The following is a 25541-nucleotide window of genomic DNA, read 5'->3' as shown; positions in this document are numbered from 1 at the left end:
TTTTGGGCGGTCCTATAAATAGAATAGAAACCGACAACTTTTGGAGAAAGTATTAATTTATTGCCAGATTTTTGATTTCATTGAATACTTCATCAATAGATTTGTTCCCATCTACTGAAAAGAATTTTCGTGCTTTCTGATAATATTCTTTCACTGGTGCTGTTTGTGCCTGATAAACTTCCAATCTGTTTAAAATAGTTTCTTTTGAATCGTCTTCACGTCCTCTTGCTAAAAGCCGTTCTAAAATTGCTTCATTAGGAACATAAATTTCGACACAAGTAAATTCAGGAATATCATGTTTTTCTAACATTGCTGTAAATTCTTCGGCCTGGCGGATGGTTCTTGGAAAACCATCTAGGATAAATCCATTTTTGCAATCATCGTTTTTAATTCTTTCATCAATAATTCCCATAATTACATCATCAGGAACAAGCTGGCCTTTATCCATAAGTATTTTAGCTTTTTTTCCTAAGTCAGTACCTTCTTTAATGGCTGCTCTTAACATTTCTCCGGTTGATATTTGAGGGATATTGTATTCAGCACAAATTTTTTCCGCTTGGGTTCCTTTTCCTACACCAGGAGCGCCAAATAAAATCAAAAACATTTTATCTCCTTATGTCACAAAATTTTTTCAGTGTTTATTCAGTTTATTGTCGTTTCTTTTTTACATTTTCTGCATACAATTGGCCACATGCAGCCTTTATTTCCCAGCCTTTTCTTTTACGAAGTGTTATCCTGCGGCTTCTTTCATTTATATGTTGCTCAAATATTTGCACCTTCTCTTTTGAAGGAGGCTGATAATCCGGCTCGTCAGAATTACAGGGTATTACATTTATTTTGCATGGTATTCTATGGGTTAATTGAACCAGCTTTTTAGCATCTTCCTTTGAGGCATTAAACTTGTCCAGTAAGACATATTCAAAGGTTATTAATTTATTTAGCTGCTCAGTGTAATCCCGGGCCGCATCCATAAGATCATTTATCGGATATTTTTTTGAAATAGGCATAATTTTTTCACGAATTTTATCATCAATGCTATTTAATGATATAGCCAGTGAGTATGGCTGTTTTTCTTTTGTGAAACGTTTTATACCGGGAATGACGCCGCTTGTGGAAATAGTGATCCGCCTTTTACCCAAGCCAAGGCCTTTGGGAGCTGTTAAAATATCAGCAGCCTGAATAACCGAATCGTAATTCAGCATTGGTTCTCCCATGCCCATATAAACGATATTTGTCGGCTTTTGGCCAATCTTTTCCTGCATTAGCAATACCTGTTCAACAATCTCGCCGGGAGTAAGATTACGTAGAATACCCATTTTACCTGTCGCACAAAATTTGCAATCCAATGCACAGCCCACCTGGGATGAAATGCAAAAGGTAGTTCGCTTGTTTTCGGTAATTATTACACTTTCAATTTTATAACCATCTATTAATTTCCAAAGGAACTTTTGTGTATTATCAAAGGTTGAGGTTATTTCTTCAACTTTTTCTAAAGTACGCAGGTAAAAATTTTCTGCTAGTTTTTGACGTGTATTAAGCGGGAGTGTGGTGAACTCTTCAAAACTAATTTTATTTTGAGCGTAAATACCCTCAAAAATTTGGTTTGCCCGGAATGAAGGTTCATTAATCGAGGCCAGGTATTCAGTTAGTTCAATTATGCTGCAATCGAGTATTGATTTTTTCATTAAATTTTATGGTATTAAAAACTGACAGTATCTAAATTAAAAGCTAATATTTTAAAAATACTTAATTTAAGTAATTGTGATAATAATCTCAAGCAACTAAATGAGTTAATTGGAGCAGGTTATGTCTGATGATGTAAAAACGGTTCAAAAAATTTCCAAGAGTTATAAACAAATTGTTTCGGAACTTAGCAAAGTTATTGTTGGGCAGGATGATATAATTGAAAAATTGCTTATCTCGCTCTATGCAAAAGGGCATTGTATGTTGATTGGAGTTCCCGGGTTGGCAAAAACTTTGATCATTAAAACCCTAGGTGAAATACTGGGATTGGATTTTGCGCGCATACAGTTTACGCCAGACCTAATGCCAAGTGATATAACAGGTGCAGAAATTTTGGAAGAAGATCGTTCCACAGGAAAAAAAGCATTCCGCTTTATGAAAGGGCCGATCTTTGCAAACATTATTCTGGCAGATGAAATAAACAGAACCCCACCAAAAACACAATCTGCTTTATTGGAAGCTATGCAGGAGTATAATGTTACCACGGCAGGTGAAACTTTTGCTTTGGAAGAACCCTTTTTTGTTTTGGCAACGCAAAACCCCATTGAACAGGAAGGAACTTACCCATTGCCGGAAGCACAGCTTGACAGGTTTATGTTTAGCCTTTGGCTCGATTATCCTAAGTTTGAAGAGGAAGTTGAAATTGTTAAAAGAACCACCGCCGTTCAAAAAACAAATATTGAATCAAGCATAAGCAAAAAAGATATCCTGAAATTTCAAAAAATAATCAAAGATATACCGGTTGCTGATAATACAGTTGATTATGCTGTAAAATTAGTGAGCGCTACTCGCAAAGGCTCACCATATTCCGATGAAAAACTTGCTGAGTGGATCCGCTGGGGAGCCGGGCCGCGTGCATCACAATATCTAATTTTAGGGGCAAAGGTCAGGGCAGTGTTACATAACCGTTTTGCACCGGAAATTGAAGATGTCAAAGCCATTGCAGACTCTGTTTTGAGGCATCGTATTGTAACTTCTTTTAGTGCAGAAGCAGAGGGTGTGAGTATTGAGGATATCATTTCCCATATAATTGCAAAGATTGATTGATTGGGAAAGAAAAGTTTTATAAAAAAACCTTCCAGTTTAGCGTCTGGAAGGTTTAAATAGTAAGATCAAAAAACATTATTAATTAGGATTTATTTTATTACCACCATTTTTTCTATCTTTTCTTTTTTATCCTTACCTTCTTTCAAAACTAATTTGTATAAATAAACCCCATTAGCCAAAGTATTACCGTCACGATCAAGACCACTCCATTCAATCTCATTGTAACCGGCTTCAGTAAAATTGCCTTCCAGTTTCTCAATTAATCTACCGGACAGGGTGTATATTTTAATGGTAGCTTCAGCACCAACGGCATTTGTCTGAAATGTAAATGAAGTCTTTCTTTTAAAAGGATTTGGATAGTTAACTACGTCCTCCAAAACCAGGCCACTTGCAGATGTGATTTTAAATTCTACAGTTTGTTCAGTGCGGTTGTTAAGGTTATCGAATGCTTGAAGAGTTAAAGTATGATCACCGGGTTCTAGACTTGTAATAGGGTAACGTACCATGCCTTTTGTAAAACTATCACGCTCATAAGTAAACGATTCAGAAATATTTATTGTAGTTGTTTCATCAATTTTCAATTCAATTTTATGGCCCAACTGACCTGTTAAATTAATCCCGCTGTCATCACTTAATTCTGCGATTAAAACAGGGTTCGCGGATATGATGTCGCCGGAACTAAAGTTTTCCTGTCCATCAAAAAATATATCAATTTCAGGCCCATCTGTTTCTTTTGCGAGGTTGGATGAACCTAATAATAGCAGGTTTTTCCGGATTACACTTGCACTTGTATTCGTGGCATCATCCCATGCATAGAGAGTTATACGGCCGGAATTTTTATCTTTATAACGGATGGATTTTGGAACGATAAAGTTAGCTTCCATATCACCATCTTCAACAGAAACCTCACCCCGAAACACAAGGGGACCTGTCAGGTTATACTCAAGGCCACCACCGGTTTCAACATCTTCAAAGGTCGCATCATTAACCAGCATAACGGCACCACCATTAAAATTGGTTGCAGGTGAGTCATCTATCATTACATTTGCTTTAACATTAACCTGGCTCAGGGCTTGTAATGTATCTGGTGTAATAGATGTGATTTCAATGTCCTGATGAGCATCTGCCAATGTCATTGCAGGGTCAGCAAAAAGGTGGTATTTCTGGTCATTAGTATTTCCAGCTGTATTTGAAAGAAAAGAATGCAAAAAAGCCTCTCCAAGAGGGACTGAAGGTTTTCCATCAGGAAACAAGTTTCTATAAAAACTTTTGTTAAATGCAAAATTTTGTCCGGAATATACAAGTCGTGTCGCAGCAAGACTTCCTATTGTCCCTGATTTTTCCTTCCATATTAAGGCTTCTGTAAAACTTATATGGTTTGGATTATCAAAAAGGCCAAAATCGCAAGTGGCCGCTATAAAAAAGGGAAAAGCCCCTTCATTATTAATTTTGGAATAATCCCTGTCAAAACTAAAAAGTGTTTCATGTGCCCATTGCGTTGGGGAACCATGACCGGTGTAATTTACAATAAGTGTTCCGCGGTTTATCTGATCTAGCAATGCTTGTGTTGCATCTGGTTTTAACCGTGCCCTACCACCGGCAACTGTTTCAAACGCAGAGAGATATATTCTGGAAATGTTAAAGCGGTTTAACTGGGACATAGTGGCTAATTCTTCGGCTTGATATTGGTGCTGCCATTCTGTTGAATTTGAGCTTGCGCTGACTTTTTCATCGTCACCAACTATTGTTATGTTGGTTTGCCAGCCATTTCTAACCTGGTTTTGATTGTAAATTTGTAACTTCTCAACCACTCTCTCTGCATCAAGAGCATTTTCAACCGGCAGACGGCCAATCGCTAATGAAGGCGTAATTGTGTTAGGAGCAATTGAATTGATACGCGTATCTAAATCGACATAAAAAATATCACTTTCCCGGCTTGATAGTTCATCTAGACCATAAATTTGAAAAGTTGGAACAACGCTGCTGTCTTGAATGCTAATATTTCTATAATCAAAATGGCCATCACCTAACAATAAAATGTAGGAAATATTTGGTGTCTCCCAATTATAATAAGCGTAGCGGATAAAATTTCTTATGGCAGTTGGATCCTGAACCCCATTATTGAAATAGAAAAAGATATCCTCAACAGAAACAACTTCCGTTTTTAGATTGGAGTGTAGCTCTGCAATTTGTTGACCATAATCCAATAATGATTTGCGGGTTATTATGATGTAGTCAGCACTTTTTGATTGATCCAACAAATTGTTGTTAGTTGTGTAGGGCGAAAGTGAGTTTATTGTTGTTATTGATGAAGAACTAAGGCTACTAACTATGAAGTTTTTATTATCCCATTCTGCAGGAATATCAAAACTATATTTACCTGATATGCTTTGTTGATCCTTTGCCAATATTTTGACATGAAGCGGGTTGGTTACATCAAAAAGGTAAATATCGTTCACAGTACTTAATCCAGATACTGAATAACGTTTATTCGAACCATCGGCATCATGAAAGAAACTGATGGAATTACTGGTTGTATTTAGCTTTTTAGGATAAGTGATATTGAAATAATCAAGATAAACATTACTTTCATCAAAATCGCTGGAATAACTAAATTGCAGCGTATTCTTGCCTGACTTTAAAATTGATGAGCTTTCCAGCTCTTTCACTTTTGTGAAAGTAGATTTATTTGCTAATGAGAGAGCACTATGAACGGTTGAGCTGTTTAAAAATATATCAAAATAATACCTATAGATTGTTGAATTATAAGGCCAAAAAATATTGTTTGCACCTTTAAACCTCATTGTTATACTCGGTTTTATTTCGCTGTTAACATCTGCTTCAAGCTCAAAATCGATACTGTGATTACCTGATTGACCAAAAAAGCGCGTTCCGTACCAATCCGGGCCTGAGTTTAGCAGATTTACTTTTTCTTCTTCAAAATGAAACCTTTCTAAAAAATAATTTTGTTCGATAGCACCACTAATGGCAGGCAAATCTTCAATGACCATTCTTTTACCATTGCTACCACTTGCTGATAAATAATAAATATTCTTTGTGTCATAGCGGTGTGTTTGGTGCGAGAATTTTTTCAAATCAGAATCATAAAACCAACTATTTACAGCTTTTCCATAAAACAAGAAATAATCATTTCCATCAAAAATACCATTGTTGTTTTGATCAATAACATGGATTGGAATTTCCTGTGTAAATGCCGGATTCCACTGTTCCAGGTGTGTAGCAAGGCTTAATGTATGGCCACCATTATTGTACAATTCCAGCGCATTTATATTTAAGCCATCAATGTTAACGCCATTATTGCTCAAAGTTGAAGCTGTGATTTTATAAAGTCCATCCTGAGTAATTTCAAACCCATAAAAGGTGCCGGTAGAAAGGGACTTTGTTTTAAATATTTTTCTTTCTTTTGGTATTTGCCAGTTTTTTCCTGTCTCAAAATTAACAAGAAGTTTTTTATACAGGTTATCCAGCTTCCCCCTGGATTTATATAATGCCGAAGAGTTTATATTGCCTGAGTAAGTAACTTTTAGTTTTATTTTATGTGTTAATTTTAAACTTTTGGTTGTTCTGTTATAAGCAAGGGGATTAATTATAATATCCTGAATCATCATATCCCTGAAACGCCTTTTCTCTCCAATTGTAATAAGGTCGTCTATATTCGTTTCAGCAATTTGATATGGTTTTTTTTCTTCCAGGAAAACATTATTTATTGTTCTATCAGATTTGGAAATAAGCTGAACATTTAAGCTTCCATTCTGGGGAACGGCAAAATTAAGTAGCCGAAAAGGAAGATCGTAAATGGAAGATGAGGGCAATGAAGAACCATTTTTAAAAGAAATAGTTTGATAGCTATCCGTTAAGTCATTTGATTTTGAAACTTCAAAATCTTTTAATACTATCTCATATATTTCTTCATTATCATTTTTTTGAGTTCTCTTAATATCATCAAAGTCTGAAGCAAATCCCAGGCTGATTGTGCAAAATAAAAGAGTGCTTAACAAAATATTTTTTCCAAGCATTAATTTTTCTCCAAATCTAAAAAATCCATCTGTTGGTATTAAATTATCCGGTATACTTTTCAACATCAACACCAAATTTAAGTAGCATATTCTTAGTGTTACAAAGAATAAAATAGTTTTAAAAAACCTGTACTGTACCGGCTTTTTATATTTCTTGAATCATCAACAAAATTAATTGCCGCATAAGCATTTAAACTGATTCTGTTATTTACATTATAATAAATACTGCCAAATGGTCCCTGGTTTGTTATTGTCCTGTTTTTTGATTTTTTCGGAACATGCCGCCATTCCAATCGTGAGAAGAACAAATACCCAACTCTATAACCCAATCGGCGAAATAACTTTTGTGTAGCATAGATATTGTATTTTGTTACCCGGTATGATTGGATCAGGTTTTGGGCGAATTTCTTTTTTAAAAAATTTCCTTTTTCTTCAATTTCAAGCCGCGCATTTAAACCAATGGCCATCTTTTTATAAACAGGCACCAATACAGAGTCGCTAATCGTGTATTTCCTTGAAAGAAAAGAGCGTATCTTTGGTCCAAGGTTTTCAAAATCAAAAACAGTATAATTTGCAATCACACTGGTGGAAAGGCTGTTTTCAAAAATGTCATTTTTATATTTAACTTGCGGCGAAATTTTCAATACACGGTTCCAATTATTGTTTATACTTTGTTCTTTAAACAGATAAATTTGGTGAAATAAAAACCCATACGCATTTAATCTGAATGTTAAGACCGGTGATAATTGTGTAGTATAGCCAATGTCAAAAATAAACCTTTGTTCATCACGGTCATCTGTATTTTTTTCGTTTGGTGTATCATATTGAAGCTTATTATAAATAAAATCAAATTTCAGATTACTTTTATCGCTTATAAAATATTTAGATTTTAGAGCAAGTGAACTCTGCCTTGTCCTGCTATCCGTGATTGTTTCCCGGTTATCCAAAGTTTCGTCATTTGTCCGGAAATCAAGCTGGTAACTCAATTGTCCTAAATGTCTAAACTGTACTCTGTTCTCAATTAAGAACACATTTCTATTCGTTGATGATACATTATTGTTTGTGTTAAATGATACATTTTTTGATAAAATATTTGTTTCAAAAGTAAACTGGTTTTGATTTGAAAGTGCATATATAAGGTTATTTTGTATAGAACGGTTATATAATTTAACCTCAATTAAACTTGTGCCGCTTGTATTATAAAATTGTTTACTCACTTCTTCATAACTTACTTTTAAAGAATCTGTTGTAAATTTATTAAACTTGGTACTTATTTTATTTGAGAACCTATTGTTATAGTTCTTCCTAGTCTCAAAAAAATCATAATTTGAAGAAATATCTAAATTGTTTTTATAAGCACCAAACTCAAAATTATTGGCACTTCCATCAATTCCAATATCTAAACCTATATCCGATTTTGTTATATTTTTAGCTCTTTGCACTCCGGCATATGGCAAAAAAGAAATCTTTTTAATCGGTTCATATTTTATAAATAATGCTCCCGAGTGATTTGAAAACTCATTTCGGGTTGCTTGCTGCTTGTCGAATAAAAGCCAACTATTAATATACACTCCCCAAAGAAACTGGTTTAAACCGGAATAATACAATCCTTTAAAGCGGTGTTCATCTTTCCATTGTTTTATGGAGTTGCTCGGGGTAATTAAGTTACTCTGAAAAGTTTCTTTTAAGCTTAAGAACTCATTTTGATTAATTTGTTTTTCTATTTTAAAATGACCAAGCCAGTTCCAGGTCGTGTTCTGCTTGGAAAAGTCGGTTCTTAAATTTATGGCTGGTAGAGTATTTTGGTTTAATGGGATTTGACTTAATAATGGGTTTAAAGAGAAGAGTACATAGAAAAGGAAAAAGATAATTGTTTTGAATAGTCGGTGCATCGTTTTTATTTAGTCTTTGTCCATTTCAACCTGATATACTTTTTCCTCTTTCTTTTTCATTTTGTATTTCTCGCGGGCAATTTTCTCAATATATTCCGGATCGTTTTTTAGCTTGTCTTTTTCTTCCTTCAATTCATCTCGCTTCTTTTCAAGCTGTTCTATTTCTTGTTCTAATTTTTCCTTGTCAGAGTAGCTTTTATAAAAGAATAAAGTTCCACGATCTGCAAAAAGAAATACAGCAATAATAATAAAAACAACAATAACCACTAAAATAGATCCACTATTTTGAGAAACTTTCTTTACGGTTTTTGTAAATATTGTCTTATTTTTTTTTGCCATGATATTTTAAAAACTGGTTCCCAGTTTTAGTAAGGAACCAGTTTTTATTAATTGATTATCTGTTTTTATAGGTTTTAATTCCAGGGTAAACTGCTTCCTGATCCAAAATATCCTGGATGCGTAAAAGCTGGTTATACTTTGCAATCCTGTCACTACGTGATAAAGATCCTGTTTTAATCTGGCCACAATTTGTGGCAACTGCTAAATCGGCAATCATTGAATCCTCAGTTTCACCGGAACGGTGAGAAACAACAGCTGTGTAACCTGATTTATGGGCCATTTCAATTGCATTCATTGTTTCTGTTAAAGTTCCAATCTGGTTTACTTTAATCAAGATCGAATTTGCAATGCCTTCATCAATTCCACGTGCCAGTTTTTCTGTATTTGTTACAAAAAGATCATCACCAACAAGCTGAATACGGTTACCAAGTTTATCAGTCATTTGTTTCCAACCAGTCCAGTCATTTTCATCCAGGCCATCTTCAATGGAAACGATTGGATAATTATCAACCCATTTGCTATAAAACTCAATCATTTCTTCAGCGCTTAAGTTTCTGTTTTCAGAAGCTAATTCATATAAACCGGTTTCTTTATTATAAAACTCACTGCTTGCTGCATCAAGGCAAATAACAACGTCTTCACCGGGTTTATAACCAGCTTGTTCAATAGCTGTAATTATAACTTGTAATGCTTCTTCATTAGATTTTAGATCAGGAGCAAAACCACCTTCATCGCCAACAGATGTATTCAATCCTTTTTTATTAAGCACTTTTTTCAATGTATGGAAGACTTCTGCACCCATACGCAAGCCTTCTCTAAAATCTTCCGCGCCGGCAGGGGCAATCATAAATTCCTGAAGATCAACACTGTTATCAGCATGGGAACCACCATTTAAAATATTCATCATTGGTACAGGCATCATTTTAGCGCTTATACCGCCAATATATTGATAGAGTGGTAAACCGGCAGCTTCAGCAGCAGCTTTGGCAACGGCAAGCGAAACACCAAGAATGGCATTCGCACCTAATTTACTTTTATTTGGCGTGCCGTCTAATTCAATCATTAATGAGTCAACCAATGTTTGATCTGTTGCATCAAGTCCGATAAGTTCTTCACCGATTAATTCATTAACATTTTTTACTGCATTCATAACACCTTTACCTAAGTAACGGTCTTTATCTCCATCACGAAGTTCAACAGCTTCGTGCTCACCGGTTGATGCGCCTGATGGAACTGCGGCACGTCCCCTGATTCCACTATCTAAATCAACTTCTACTTCAACGGTTGGGTTTCCTCTGGAGTCAAGGATTTCCCTGGAATAGATATCAACAATTTCTGTCATTTTACTTCCTCTTATTTTTAGAATTTTGAATATGGTTTTTTATTTAAATCAATGTGGCCAACTTAAGGATTCGAAGAAATTCAAGCAATTTAAAATGGGTAAAATAAAGCCTTTAGGTAGAAATCAAAACTGCCCGAATTTTAAGTTACTATTTTTCTTTATGAATCATTTTTGCTGCCCCTTGTGCGTTGGCCAAAACAATCACATCGGCAATTTGCACATGGGCAGGGCGCGACGCATTAAAAATGGCAATTTCGGCAATATCTTTTCCAAGCAGCGGATCAAATCCTTCATAGAATTTATCGGCAGTTGCCTTGTCTCCATTCAAACGAACTGTGCTGAATTCAGTATTTACCGCGCCGGGGGATATGCTCGAAACGCGCAAGGGTGTATCTATCAAATCCATACGAAGGCCTTTAGTCAGCGCATCAACGGCATGCTTTGTTGCACAGTAAACTGCGCCTCCAGGATAGACTTCGTGCCCTGCGATTGAGCTGATATTTATGATGTCGCCACTTCCATTTTCAACCATGCGGGGCACAATTGCCCTGGTTACATTGAGCAATCCATTTACATTTGTATTGATCATTATTTCATGATGGTCTGGATTAGCTTGGTGCACCTTATCAGTTCCTAAGGCCAAACCTGCATTGTTGATCAAAATGTCAACAGACACGGTTTCCTTTAATTGAGAAAAAACCTCATCTTTGTCGGAAACATCAAGAACGATTATTTGAACATCAACATTAAATTCCTTTTCAATTTTTTGCTTTAACGATTTTAACCGGTTTTCGCGGCGGGCAATAACGATTAAATTACACCCTTCTTTAGCGAAGGCAAAGGCACATGCTTCACCAATTCCTGCGCTGGCGCCAGTTATAAGTACATTCTTATTTTTTAATAAAGACATAAAAACTCCATTTTTTTGAAAGAACAAATATAGGTGAATATGTAATTATTATACAAGATTGATCGATAACAAAGTAAGAAGTAAGAAGTAAGAAGTAAGAAGTAAGAAGTAAGAAGTAAGAAGTAAGAAGTAAGAAGTAAGAAGTAAGAAGTTTTTTACAACCTTCTATTATAACCTCATTTATATTTTTATGATACGTTTAAAAATATTAATTCTATTTTTGGGACTATTTTCTTTTTTAGCTGCTCAAAGTCATCACTTTGTAAACTATAAAGAGCATGGGTTTCCAAGTAACCAGATATTTTCTTTATATCAGGATTCCCATGGGTTTTTATGGATAGGAACCGGTGTCGGTTTAGCGAGATATGATTCTGAAGAATTTATTTATTTTTCAGTTGAAGACAGTTTACCGGCAAATGAAGTATTGTGCATGACATCAGATGGTTTGTCAACTTTATGGGTTGGTACGGGCCTAGGCTTAGCAGCATTTGATATCTCTGACATGAATAACCCAAAATATAAATTTGCACCGGAAGAACTGCTTGAAGAAACCATTTCATCTTTATTATTTCATGAAAATAAATTATGGATTGGAACCGATCATGGGTTATTTATTTATGAAGAAAATGATGATGGTTCTTATAATGTCATAAATTTTAATACAGAAAACTATGTCCCGGAAATTAAATTATCGCCTGATGAAGACATAATGGTTTTGTATAATAACAGCCTTGTTATTTACAATAGCAATAAAGATGTTCTCTCTAAAATAGACATACCGTTACAAGGGCGTCTTAAATGCCTCCTGCCACAAAATAACAAAACTCTAATAGGCACTTCACGTGGATTGTTTGAAATTATGCCAAATGGGAATCAGGTGAAACAGGTGAACAAACCAAAACTTGGTAACTTGGATTTTAATCGGTTTATTAAAGACAATAAAGGAACAATCTGGGCAGGAACAGATAAAGGTTTATTAAAGCTCACAAATAATGAATGGACTTTGATTGAAAAGAACAGGGGATTGCCCGGAAATGATATCAGGGCACTTTTATCAGATTTTGAAAATAACTTTTGGCTTGGAAGTTACACATCCGGTCTGTTTAAACTGAGCAATCCGGATTTGTTAAATTATGATGATTCACATGGTCTTCGATCCAAAGTTGTTAACTGCATAATTGCAGAAAATAAGCAGGTGAAACTGATTGGAACAGATTTAGGAATTTTCAAGATAGATGGATTATCCCTATTGAAGGATAATCGTTTCAAAACCCTTGAAAATGAAATAATCTGGTTTATTTACATCGATCGAGCGGGAAGTATTTGGGTTGGTGGAGAAGGTGTTTTATATGTTTACAACAAATACGGATTGAAAGAAGTTAAAATACGTTCGCTGAAAGTAGAATGTACTTTTCTCGATATGAAGCAAGACAGTAAAGGTACATATTGGATTTGTACAACTGTTGGCCTGTTTTCGATTAACGGGAATGAGCATGAGGAATATCCGGAGTTTAGCGCAAATGGTATCAGGAGGGTTTGGAGTGCCAATGAGTTGTCTGGGGACCGTCTTCTGTTTGGGACAGATAATGGCTATGCAGAGAAAACAGAAAATGGATTCACTTTTACAACAAAAAAGGATGGTTTACCTGATCGTGCAATTTATCAAATAGTTGAAGATAAAGACAAAACACTTTGGATGGCAAGTGATTTGGGAGTTATAAAAAAAGATACTCAGGGATATAAACTGTTTGGGGAAAAGGATGGACTTAGCGGTACAATTATTTCACAAATTTTATTGGATAAAACAGGTGCTTTGTGGATTGCATCTGATAAAGGATTACAAAAATTTGCAAATGGCAAAGCCGGCTACCGCTATGGATTAAAAGATGGTTTACTTGATGAAGAGTTCACAACCCATAATTCATCCCTGATTGATGAAGATGGAAATTTCTGGTTGGGTGTTTTTGGAGGATTAACCGTATTTAAACCAGGCAAGATCAAATCAGAAAATGAATACCCACCTGTATATTTTGTAAAAGCAGAGTATGGCTCAAAAGATAAAAAATACAATTTCAACCAGGATAAGATTAATACATTAAACCATTCTCAAGGTAATTTATTTTTTAAAATACGCGGCCTCTATTTCTATAATGAACAGAGCCTGAAATATATTTATAAACTTAAAGGATATGATTCAGATTGGCAGGTTGCGAAAAGAGGCGAATCCATTCGGTATAACAACCTTTCTGCCGGAGATTATAAGTTTGAAATAAAGGTTCAGTTAGAAGACGAAATTTCTGATGAGATATTTTTAACTCAGGAGTTTGTGGTCAAAAACCCGTTCTGGATGGAAATCTGGTTTGTTGCAATAGTAATTCTTTCTGCAATGACTTTTGGATATGGTATATTTTATTATAAAACAAAAAGAATTCTTGCTGTTAACAGAGAGTTACAATCCAAAATTAATAAAAATGTAAAAGATCTTGAACTGGCTGAAGCAACAATAGAAAATATAATTGAGCATTCGGGAAGCGTCCTTATTACGACGGATTTAAAGGGCCGAATCGCAACCTGGAATAAAAGAGCAGAGCAGGTATTTGGATATTCAAAGAAATCAGTTTTGCATAAAAATATTAATATTCTGGATAAAAAAAATGATTTATGGAGTTTCTTAAGTGTTCTTGATGAAGTAAAACAAAGTGGTGAATTACGGCAGCTTGAAGTGCAAAAGAAAACTGCTAATGATGAGATTGTTGATTTAATTGTTACAACAACAGCACTCCGGGATAAAGAAGGGAATATACATTTAGTAACTTATGCAATGGAAGATTTTAGTGAACGTAACCGCCTTTTGGAGTTTCGGATTAACCGGGAAAAATTATTGGGTGGTATTGAAGCTTTAAATAAACTTCTTGCAACTCTGTCTCATCACATCAATAATGCAATTGCATCAATAAGTGGAATGGCCCAACTGACTGAATTAGACAACGGTTATAATGCGCAGTTTGTCAGCGTCACCAAGTTTCAGGTTCAAAGAATCCAGGCTGTTTTAAAAAGCCTTACTTTACTGGTTGACCAATTAAATTTAAAAACTACAGACTATATTGGCGGGGACGAAAAACTGTTTGATATTGAAAATGAAATAGCAACATTTTTAAAAACTGTTGAGGAAATCTCAGGAGAATCTAAGACATAGTTTCTATTGTTAAATATTTTTGTTTGTATTCAATTTGATTATTGCCATTAGAAATGTCTGTAAGTATATTTTGCGTCTTTGAAAATTGAAAAACCTTAATAATAAAAAGGAATAAAATGAGTGAAATACAAGCTGTTTCTCCGCTAACACATTTAAGCGAAGAAGAGAAGTTTTTTTATGAAACTGTAAAAGATTTTGCTGAAGAAGTTATAAAACCACACGTGGCACAGATGGACAAAGATGCAGCGATGAGACCTGAAATTCCCAAACAACTTTTCGAAATGGGGTTGATGGGTATCCATGTACCTGAAGAATATGGTGGATCGGATGCTAATTTTTTTATGTCTGTTTTGGCGATTGAAGCGTTGGCAACTGTAGATGGTTCCACTTCTGTGATGGTGGATGTGCAGAATACGCTGGTTACAAATGCTTTTATAAATTGGGGCAACGAGACAATTAAAAAGAAATATTTACCGCAACTTGCTTCAGAAAAAATTGGCGCTTATGCACTTTCGGAAGCCGGTTCGGGAAGTGATGCATTTGCATTGGCATGCCAGGCAAAGGACTGTGGGGACCATTGGGAATTAAACGGTCATAAAATGTTTATAACCAATGGAAATGAAGCTGAGATTTTTATTGTATTCGCAAATGCTGACCCAAGCAAGGGTTACAAGGGAATTACTGCATTTGTTGTTGAAAAAGGATTTGATGGATTTTCCATTGGTAAAAAAGAAGAAAAACTTGGGATCCGTGCTTCATCTACCGTTGAATTAATTTTTGAAAACTGTAAAGTGCCAAAAGATAATGTTCTTGGGGAAGTAGGTAAGGGCTACAAAACAGCCATTGAAACACTTAATGAAGGCAGGATTGGTATTGGCGCACAAATGGTTGGGATTGCCCAGGGCGCTTTTGATGCCGGTGTAAAATATACAAAAGAGCGTGAACAATTTGGAAAAAGTATTTCCAGTTTTCAGGGGGTACAATTTCAATTAGCAAATGCAGCTACAAAAATTGAAGCGGCCCGATTACTTGTTTATAACGCTGCTCGAATGAAAGATGCAGGAATACCATTCTTAAAACAAGCAGCAATGGCAAAACTATATTCATCGCAAGCCGCGCAGGAAGTATGTTCTTTAATGATTGATTTACTGGGTGGATACGGCTTTAGCAAAGAATACCCGGTTGAAAAATTTTACCGCGATGCCAAGATCGGTACAATATACGAAGGCACGTCAAATATGCAGTTACAGACTATTGCCAAGTTTATTTTGAAAGATTAATATTTTGAATATCGATGCCATCATTTAAAATGACGGCATCGTTTTAATTTTGTTATTGAGAACTCGCCGGTGGATTAATCATAATATGAGCTTTATGTGTTCCTGCGTTCATAATCCATGGCCCACCTGACGTTGTTGGAGTTTCCGAAATTCCTGTAGTTTCTGTGGTTGCCCATGGGAAATAAACTACATACCTGTAAATGGCATCTACTTTTGTTGGACCGGACAGGATATGTAAAGTCGCCCCGCTTTTTGCCATTTTTAGCTTGCCACTCTTTGCTTCTTTTTCCCTGGTTTTAAAAACTTCCGATCTTGATTTCCCTTCAGATCTTAATTCACGACCTCGCGCCATAAATGGTTCCAAATCTTTATGATAGGCAGCAACGCTAAAACCTTTTTTGCGCGGATCATCTGCAAGGCAAATCATATTATTTGTGCCTTCCCGCAAAGTAGTAAATGATCCGTCTGTATTAAACCCTTTGACTGTCGCCTCTTTTCTGAACTCATCGGGAGCGGCGAGAACAGCAGATTCTATACGTTCAGCCATGGATGAATTATTTTGTGCCAGGTAAGATGTAATTGTTATCAAAGTAATGTAAAAATATTTTTTCATGATCTTCTCCTGGATTTGAATAATAACTGATCTAAACAAAAAAGAATCGAAAAATAATCCTGCTTGTTTTTTTGTGACAGGTTATTTTATACACATATTTTGTGTTGAATTTATTCCCTGGTTTTTTTCCAAAAACGCCAGGATAACATCACCGCAGCAGATGCCAAACCACTGACAAAACCAGCCCAAACACCGTCCACACTATAATCCCAGGTTATACCTAAAAAATAACCAATGGGGATACTTAATATCCAATAGGCAATAAAAACTATAAATGTTGGAATTTTTACATCTTGAATTCCACGCAAAACACCAACCCCTACAGCCTGAATGCCATCAAATATTTGGAAAATAGCTGCGATAATTAATAACCGGGCTGCAATTTCGCGCACAGAAAAATCATCAACAAAAAAGCCAACCAACTCATGACGAAAAACTACAAATATTAGTCCATTTACACCCATAACCAATATTGCAAGCAAGATTGCAGAAAAACCGGCTTTCAGTGTTTCTCTTTTTTGGTCTTTGCCAAACTCTATACCAACGCGAATTGCTGAAGCTTGAGAAATACCTAATGCAAACATAAATGTAACAGCAGCAAGTGTTAAGGCAATCTGATGCGCAGCAAGTTCGTAGGCTCCAATCCAACCAATAATAAATGCCACACCCGTAAAAGCAAAAACTTCAAGAAATGCTTGCAGTGAAGATGGAATTCCAATTCTTAAAATTTTCAAGATCAATTCTTTATGATATTTAAATCTAAAATAGCGTGGGTTAAACTTTTTAAATTTGCTGTTAAAAATGACATATAGAAACATAGCCACACCTGCAAATATTCTGTTTCCAAGAGTAGATATTCCAGCTCCATTCAGCTCTAATCTTGGAAAGCCTAAGTTGCCAAATATTAGCGCCCAGTTTAAAAAAACATTTACCACGTTTGCCAATAGCATTATGTACATGGCTGGCTTTACAAAGGTCAATCCATCACTAAATTGCCGATAGGTTTGAAAAAAAAGCATTGGTATGATCGAGATCGCAATTATCCTTAAATAGGGTGCGGTTAAGTTTATTATCCTCTCTTCCTGGCCTAAATAAGGTAGCAGGCCAATTGCAGCTTCCATCACGACTAACAAGAGAACCGAAGCGACCATATTTATTGCAAAACTGTGATGTAAAAGTGAAGAACATTCTTCTTCATTGCCTGGGCGATTTGCTGCAGCAACCAATGCTGAAAGGGCAAAAGTAAGCCCAAGGCCAAGGATCATGAATTGAACAAATATTGCATTAGCAAGCGATGCAGCAGCTAAAAAAACCGGACCAAGCTGTCCAATCATCAAGTTATCTACAACACCAAGGGCCATGTGACCCAATTGCCCAATTACAAGCGGAATTGCTAACTGAATTGTCTTTCTAAAATGTTCTTTTAATGACATTAATTCGATTCTGGTTTAAATAATAGAAAAGCAAGATAAGCCTTTTAATTTAATAGCTGCAATTTTGTTTTACGAAATTGAATAAATGATAATTGAAAAAGAATAATTCACTCTTATCAATAAAACATGTTGTTTTTGCGCCAATTATTGAATAAAAAAACATACCATCTTTTATTTATGAATTTATAAATAAGACCGAACGTGATGAGAAGATGATTATTATATACGCTTATTCAACTATACTTGCCGCAGTTTATTGTTGCTAGAAAACCATAATTAATAAAATAACATTAACAATAATTAGGATTTAAAATGCTTAGAAAAATTATTCTTTTCTCAATACTATTTATTCAACTTGTTTTAGGCCAAACCCGCGAGGCTGACTCCTTAGCACTTGTAACAATTTATAATCAAATGGATGGGGCAAACTGGGTTAATGCAGACTCCTGGCTTACTTCTGCGGATATATCGACTTGGGAAGGAGTAACAGTTTCTGATGATCGCGTTGTAAACTTAAGTTTATATAACAAAAATTTGTCTGGTGAAATCCCGGCGGCTGTTGGTGATCTTACGGGGCTAACTAGTTTGCAATTCGGAAATGATCCCATAACCGGCGCCATTCCTGCGGAAATTAGTAACTTAACTAATTTGCTGTATATGTATATTTATTATGCAGAAATTACTTCCATCCCTAATGAAATTGGACGGATGAGTAGTCTAAGAACTGTATATTTGAATAATAATGATTTGGAATCAATACCAGATTCTATAGGAAGTTTAACAGAGTTAAATAATCTTCAGTTACAGTACAATAATATTACCAGTTTGCCATCAACAATCAGCAATTTAACTGGCTTAACAACTTTAAATGTTGAAGGTAATAAACTGTCAGTTATTCCGGCTGAGATATATAACCTTACAAATTTATTATCATTGTCCATTGGGTCCAGTTCATTGACCAGTGTTTCATCCGATCTTGGAAATTTAATAAATCTAACTTTTCTTAGCTTGTCAAATAGCCAAAATCTTAGTGGGTTACCACCAGAAGTCTCTAGTTTAACTAATTTGACTTCTTTATATATAAATGGGATGAACCTTACTTCCATCCCAACCGGGGTATATTCTTTAACGAACCTTCAAACTCTCAATATTAGTAGTAATTCTATTAGCGAAATTGGTTCATCAATTTCAGATTTGACAAAATTGAACTCCCTATTTGCAAATCATAATGACCTTACAGAAATTCCGGAATCTATTTTTACACTAACAACCCTTTCCAATTTATACCTCTACAATAATTTTATTACAAGCATTCCTTCTGAGATTGGGGATTTGATTAATCTTCGCTATTTATATTTACAGACAAATCAAATAACCGGGAATATTCCTTCAGAAATAGGAGATCTTACAGAGTTATACTATTTAAATTTAAGTAACAACCAGTTTGAAGGGGAGATACCTCAAAGAATTACTCGGCTTAAAAATGTGCGCAGGCTTAATCTTGAAAATAATATGTTAACAGGAACATTGCCCGATAGTATGTCAAACCTGGAAGAACTTGATTATTTCTATGCATATAATAACCAGTTGAGTGGAACTATTCCAGAAGATTTAGGGAACCATAACAGCTTAATTTACCTCATAATTTATAATAATGAATTTGATTCACTACCAGATTATTCCGGAACTAACCTGACCAATACCATAAGTCAGATAAATGTTTATAATAACAAATTGGGATTTGAAGATATTATTCCAAACTTAGATGTGCCTTCAAGTAGTATTTATTATAATCCTATGAAACCTTATGGTACAGCTGTAGATTCGATTGTTTCACTTGGACAGGAAATTACGTTATCCGTTCAGCATAAACATAATGACAATATGTACCAATGGTACAAGAATGGTGTTATGCTGGATGGCGAAACAGGTCATAATCTGCATTTTTCATCGATTGATGCCGAAGATGCGGGCTCATATACATACACTGTTACAAACACAGCTGTTGCTGATTTGACACTAACAAGTGAAGAACAGAATATACTAATCCCGGATGTCGAAGCGCCATCTACACCCGGCAATTTTTATGCATATCCACGCAATACAATGGCTTACTTAGAATGGAGTGCAAACAATGAGGTTGATTTTTCCGTTTACAGAATTTATGGCGGGCTTTCATCACAAACTTCAACTTTGATCGACTCAACAACTGATAATTATTACACAGTTGAAAATTTGACCAACAATTTAGAATATAAATATTATATAACTGCCAGTGATTTGTGGGGTAATGAAAGTGCGTCAACCGCTGAAAAAAACGTAACACCGGATGGCACTCCTCCGGCTGTTCCCACAGGCTTGATGGCCTTTGCTGGTGAAGCCTCGGTAGATTTGCAATGGGATGAAAATAGTGAGGATGATATTGATTATTATTCGATATATTTTGGAACCTCACCAAACCCAACACAACGTTATACAAATACATCATCAAATTCTATAACTGTATCAAACTTAACTAATGATGTGATGTATTATTTTAGAATATCTGCCATAGATCATGCTTTAAATATTAGTGATACGACAGCAGATGTTACATCAACACCAAGCGACATGAAACCTCCCGCTCCAATCGATGTGAATGTGGTTGAAAATAATCAAAAATTAATCGCGCAATGGAATATTGAGAAAACGATCCCTGATTTTTATGCATACAAATTATATATGGACACTGTTCCTAATCCAGTTAAGTTGGTTGACTCGCTTTTAACACAATACTATGTGAATTCAAATGATTTGTCTATAGATATTGAGGGCCTTGAGAATAATAAAACATATTACTTGCGCTTAAAAACCTTCGATACGGGCGGCAAAGAAAGTGACTTTTCAAATGAAGTTATGGCTGAACCGGATAATTACAGATCTCTGGATTCTTTGGCATTGGTAGAGTTTTACAACGCAATGGATGGTTCAAATTGGACTGGTGCTGATTCATGGCTAACATCATCGGAAATATCTTCATGGGAAGGTGTTACAGTAACAAACGACCGTGTGTCACAATTAAACCTATATAATAAAAGCTTATCCGGTAATATACCGTCTGTAATTGGTAGCTTAACAGAATTGACCTATCTTAGATTTGGATATGATGATATTACAGGAGAAATACCAAGTGAAGTAGGGCTGCTTGATAAGTTACAAACCCTGGAGGTAAGAAATACGGAAATTACAAAAGTGCCGGATGAGATAGGGCAGTTAAGCAATTTAGTCACTTTGGCATTACATTCTAACAATATAACCGAACTACCTGATGTATTTGCAAACCTGGACAAGCTTTCCAATCTATATCTTTATTCTAATGAACTTACGACAGTTCCCCAATCGATTGGCAGTTTGGAAAAAATTACTTATCTGCGCTTAGATAATAACAACATTTCAAGCCTTCCAGTTGAGTTGTTTAATTTAGAAACCTTAACACAGCTTTTTATAAATACAAATCAGTTAACCTCAATCCCAACAGAAATTAGTAATCTTACTAACCTGACATATTTAAATATCTCATATAATAATATAAGCACCTTCCCTCAGGAATTGAGTAGTTTATCCAACCTCACTCAGCTTTATTTGGATGGTATGGCGCTTACTCAAATTCCATCATTTGTTTTTGATCTTTCTAATTTGCGAACGTTTTCTCTTTCTTATAATGAATTCAACAGCGTACCATCAGAACTGTTTAATCTAACAGAATTGACGTACATAAATCTGTCGGATAACAATTTTACAGGAGCTATTCCGGATGGTTTTGGTGACCTTACGAACCTAAACTCTCTATATCTGTACAGGAATGAATTTAGCGGAGAAATCCCGTCAGCAATTGGAAACATAACAAACCTCGTTAACTTAAATTTATATGGAAACCAATTAAGCGGACAAATTCCTGCGAGTCTTGGAAACTTATCCAAGCTTAGTAATTTGAGCTTGTATAATAACCAATTAGAAGGTGAGATCCCCGATGAAATAAATTCATTGCCAAATTTACGATATCTTTATATTCAAAATAATCAGCTAAGCGGAACAATTTCTTCTGAAATATCTAATTTAGAAAATTTGTATTATCTAAATTTAAGTAACAACGAATTCAGCGGAACATTGCCAGCCTCCTTTGGAGATTTTAAAAACATTCGTCAAGTACAGGTTCAAAATAATAATTTAGATTCATTACCCGATTTTACTGGGACAAGTATGGATAGCATCCTGAACCTGTTTTATATTTCTAATAACTACTTAGGATTTGAAGATGTTGTACCTAATGTTGGTGTTCCATCAGGGAATTATTCTTACAGCCCAATGAAGGCGTATGGAGAACAAATAGACACTGTTTCCCAGGCCGGCAACTCATTACAACTATCTGTAATTCACAAGCATGCAGATAATGAATACCAATGGTACAAAGATTCACAGATATTAGATGGAGAAACTAATCAAACACTCTCTATTGATACTTTGAAAGTAGAAGACATTGGTGCATACACATATCAAATTACAAATCTGAATGCACCATCACTAACCTTGGTAAGTGCAAATATAAATGTGTTTATTCCGGATTCTGTTTCCCCGGCAACACCAAATAATTTTGCAGTATATCCAAGAAATTCAGCCGTATTGTTATCCTGGAACAATGTACCAGAGCTTGATCTTTCAGTATACCGGATTTATGGTGGAGTTGTTGGCTCACCTACCAGCCTGATTGATTCTACAACTGCATTAAAATATATGATTAATGGATTATCAAATGGAACAGAATATCAATACTATATAACTGCGGTCGATCGCTGGGGTAATGAAAGTTTGCCAAGCGCAACAATGCAAGTTACTCCGGATGGTACTGCACCTTCAGTACCTGCAAACATAGTAGCAATGCCATTAGAAAACTCTGTTTTTCTAAATTGGGATAAAAACCCGGAGAGTGACTTATTACGCTATCATATTTATAGTGGTCAAAGTGCAGGCAATTTATCGTTAACAGATTCATCTGTTGTCGATTCTGCAATTGTAGATGGATTAATAAATGGTAGGGAATACTTTTTTGCAGTTTCTGCTGTTGACCGTGCCATAAACAAAAGCGATACTTCAGCAGTTGTTTCAGCAATACCGGTAAACCTTGTACCGCCTGTTGTTGCCGGTTTAGCCGTTATTGAAAATGATACCAAATTGACTTTGAAATGGACGCAGAGCCAAATCCCCGATTTTAATTATTATAAAATTTATATGGGAACGTCGGCAAATCCGACAACAGCAGTTGATTCTATTTATCAGAGTTATGTTGGATTAAAAGAGTATACAGGTTTGGTAAATGGAACGGAGTATTTTTTCCGTATGACTCAAGTAGATGACAACTTGATTGAAAGTGATTTTTCAATTGAAGTAAATGGCACACCCGGTGAATATTTTGAGCAGGACTCACTTGCTGTAGTTGCTGTGTATGACAGCTTGGGAGGAGCGGATTGGACAGATAATTCAAACTGGAAAACTAGTGCTTCTCTAGATGATTGGTATGGTATCACTGTTGATGATGGTAGGGTAACACGCGTTCAGTTATACAACAATAACTTAATTGGCACTATACCGGCAGAAGTAGGCGGACTAACAGCTATTAGCAATTTTGAGTTAGGTAATAATGCAGGAATTACAGGAACAATTCCAGACACAATAGGGTCCATGACAAATCTGGAATATTTATATTTGTACAATACCGGGCTATCCGGAACAATTCCCAAGGAAATTGGAAACCTTTCAGCTTTGAGATATTTATATCTTTATTCAAATTCTTTGACCGGGGCAATACCGGCAGAATTGAAATCCCTTTCAAATTTGAACAGGCTATATCTATATCAAAACGAACTAAGTGGATCAATTCCTGCTGAATTAGGGGAATTGGAAAACTTGCAGTATCTCAATTTACAATCAAACCAATTAACTGGGAATATCCCGGAAGAGTTTGGTCAGCTATCAAACTTATATAACATGAACGTACAATCTAATGAGCTTAGCGGTGAAATCCCGGAAAGCATAGGAAACCTTACAAATCTTCAATATATATATTTTAGTTCTAATCAACTTAGCGGTACAATACCAGCCAAATTAGGACAAATGGCTAACCTTTATGGATTATATATTGCAGATAATGAATTTACTGGGCAACTACCACCGGAGATTGGTGGATTACCTAATTTGTCTCAGTTTTATGCCTACGGAAACAACTTTACCGGTTACGTTCCTGTAGAATATAGAGATATGCAGAATATTGACCGCTTTTATATTTATAATAATGAAATTGATTCATTACCGGATTTTAGCGGATCAAGTTTTGATCAATCTGTCAGGTATTTTTCTGTTTACGGAAATAAGTTAGAGTTTAATGATATTATTCCAAATATTGCCGTTGCAGAAAATTCATTTAGCTATTCACCACAAGATAGTTTAGGGTCATATATAACTGATTTTGTAAATGAAGGCGGTGAATATACAATGACAGTCTCAACGCCTGGTGATAGTAATAATTATCAGTGGTATAAAGACAATTCTGCAGTAACCGGGGCAACTGAAAGCTCTTACACGATTTCTAACTTTACAGAAGATAACAATGGTGTCTATAATGTACGTGTCTCAAATAGCATGGCTCCAAGTTTAACACTTATCAGTAGGACAACTACTTTACAATTAGTTGCAAAACCGAAGATATCCACATCACTTCTTCAAAATCCTGCTTCAACAAAATATACAGATATAGTTGTTGTTTCTGATATGGAGCTTCTGACTACATCAAAAGTTGATGTTCTGGGACCAGGCGGAACCACTACTTTATCGTTGTCGCAAATATCCGGATCAACTGTTTATAAAACATCACATATATTCAACAGCGAAGGGCAGCATACTTTAACAATCACTGCCAACGGCGCATCTGGTCTCGATTCAGTCCAGGTGAGGGTACTAAACTTTGTATTGGCCAAAGTTGGGGAAGACAATTTAATTGCAACTGTAGACCAGAAAGCAAAAATATCCTTTAGTGTACCGGATTTAGATAAAAACCGTTTTGTAAGGGCAGAAACTGTAAAAATGAACAAGAAAGGTCATTTTATTTTTGGTCCGGAAATTAGTATTGATGAAAAAAGCGAATTATCAATTCAATTTGAAGCAGAGCAGTTTGAAGATATAAGTAAACTTTTTGTTTATCAGAAATCCGGCCAGGAATGGATACGGCTAAAATCTGCTGTTTATAAAACAGCAAAATTAATCAAAGCAAAAGTACCTGTTTTAGGTGAGTTCAAAATCGAAACAGACATGGAGTTTACCGGCAGTAATATTATGCCTGAAAAATATGCACTGCATCAAAACTATCCGAACCCGTTTAACCCTGTTACAACGATTCCTTTTTCATTAAAAGATGACACAAAGGTTGCTTTATATATTTACAACATCTTAGGTCAGCGTGTTAGAACTTTGGTAAATAAAAAGTATGAAGCTGGAACGTATCAACTGAAATGGGATGGTAGAAATGATTATGGTGTTAAAGTATCTACCGGTCTTTATTTTTATAATATTGTTACACCTAAGTTTGTGAAAAGCAAAAAGATGATATTGTTGAAATAGTAAGGATTAAATAAATACCAAATATCAAACCCTCAGTGAAAGCACTGAAGAGATTTTAAATT

The 25541-nt window shown here is 35.4% G+C and carries 13 protein-coding genes; 4 read left to right on the top strand and 9 right to left on the bottom strand.

Features of this window, described 5'->3' with window-relative positions:
- Positions 1 to 52: 52 nt before the first annotated feature.
- Positions 53 to 604 (bottom strand): adenylate kinase, encoded by a 552-nt coding sequence (locus HND50_02845; protein ID NOG44136.1) that lies wholly within the window; start codon positions 602 to 604, stop codon positions 53 to 55.
- Between the two features lie 43 nt (positions 605 to 647).
- The gene (rlmN, locus tag HND50_02840; protein ID NOG44135.1) at positions 648 to 1685 is read right to left on the bottom strand and encodes a 23S rRNA (adenine(2503)-C(2))-methyltransferase RlmN; all 1038 of its coding nucleotides are present in this window, start codon (positions 1683 to 1685) and stop codon (positions 648 to 650) included.
- A gap of 121 nt (positions 1686 to 1806) precedes the next feature.
- On the opposite strand from rlmN, the gene HND50_02835 reads away from it, so the two are divergent.
- Complete coding sequence (locus tag HND50_02835; protein NOG44134.1) at positions 1807 to 2790, top strand: MoxR family ATPase; 984 nt, start codon at positions 1807 to 1809, stop codon at positions 2788 to 2790.
- A gap of 89 nt (positions 2791 to 2879) precedes the next feature.
- Here HND50_02835 and porU read toward each other — a convergent pair whose 3' ends face one another.
- From porU to HND50_02810, 5 genes are all read right to left on the bottom strand, one after another.
- Positions 2880 to 6893 carry a type IX secretion system sortase PorU gene (gene porU / locus HND50_02830; GenBank protein ID NOG44133.1) on the bottom strand — a complete coding sequence of 1338 codons (4014 nt, stop codon included), beginning with the start codon at positions 6891 to 6893 and terminating at the stop codon, positions 2880 to 2882.
- Positions 6894 to 6925: 32 nt separating this feature from the next.
- Complete coding sequence (locus HND50_02825) at positions 6926 to 8719, bottom strand: hypothetical protein (protein ID NOG44132.1); 1794 nt, start codon at positions 8717 to 8719, stop codon at positions 6926 to 6928.
- A 9-nt stretch (positions 8720 to 8728) separates the two neighbouring features.
- A complete protein-coding gene (locus HND50_02820) occupies positions 8729 to 9058 on the bottom strand; it encodes a hypothetical protein (protein ID NOG44131.1) in 330 nt (109 codons plus the stop codon).
- Positions 9059 to 9113: 55 nt separating this feature from the next.
- Positions 9114 to 10400 (bottom strand): phosphopyruvate hydratase, encoded by a 1287-nt coding sequence (eno, locus tag HND50_02815; protein NOG44130.1) that lies wholly within the window; start codon positions 10398 to 10400, stop codon positions 9114 to 9116.
- 148 nt (positions 10401 to 10548) lie between these two features.
- Positions 10549 to 11310: an SDR family NAD(P)-dependent oxidoreductase gene (locus HND50_02810; GenBank protein NOG44129.1), complete on the bottom strand. Its 762-nt coding sequence runs from the start codon at positions 11308 to 11310 to the stop codon at positions 10549 to 10551.
- 190 nt (positions 11311 to 11500) lie between these two features.
- Here HND50_02810 and HND50_02805 point away from each other — a divergent pair, with 190 nt between their 5' ends.
- Both HND50_02805 and HND50_02800 read left to right on the top strand, forming a co-directional pair.
- Complete coding sequence (locus HND50_02805; protein NOG44128.1) at positions 11501 to 14506, top strand: PAS domain S-box protein; 3006 nt, start codon at positions 11501 to 11503, stop codon at positions 14504 to 14506.
- A 116-nt stretch (positions 14507 to 14622) separates the two neighbouring features.
- Positions 14623 to 15786, top strand: a complete 1164-nt coding sequence (locus HND50_02800; protein NOG44127.1) for an acyl-CoA dehydrogenase — start codon at positions 14623 to 14625, stop codon at positions 15784 to 15786.
- Between the two features lie 52 nt (positions 15787 to 15838).
- Here HND50_02800 and HND50_02795 read toward each other — a convergent pair whose 3' ends face one another.
- Together HND50_02795 and HND50_02790 are read right to left on the bottom strand one after the other, a co-directional pair.
- A complete protein-coding gene (locus HND50_02795) occupies positions 15839 to 16399 on the bottom strand; it encodes a hypothetical protein (protein NOG44126.1) in 561 nt (186 codons plus the stop codon).
- 110 nt (positions 16400 to 16509) lie between these two features.
- The gene (locus tag HND50_02790; protein NOG44125.1) at positions 16510 to 17832 is read right to left on the bottom strand and encodes an MATE family efflux transporter; all 1323 of its coding nucleotides are present in this window, start codon (positions 17830 to 17832) and stop codon (positions 16510 to 16512) included.
- A gap of 312 nt (positions 17833 to 18144) precedes the next feature.
- Between HND50_02790 and HND50_02785 the strand changes: the two genes are divergently transcribed.
- Positions 18145 to 25479: a T9SS type A sorting domain-containing protein gene (locus tag HND50_02785; protein NOG44124.1), complete on the top strand. Its 7335-nt coding sequence runs from the start codon at positions 18145 to 18147 to the stop codon at positions 25477 to 25479.
- Positions 25480 to 25541: the final 62 nt, after the last annotated feature.

The sequence above is a fragment of the Calditrichota bacterium genome (genome assembly GCA_013112635.1).
Taxonomy (GTDB): domain Bacteria; phylum Calditrichota; class Calditrichia; order Calditrichales; family J004; genus JABFGF01.
Note: the sequence above shows the minus strand (reverse complement) of the source record. Positions and strands in the feature narration are given on the sequence as shown.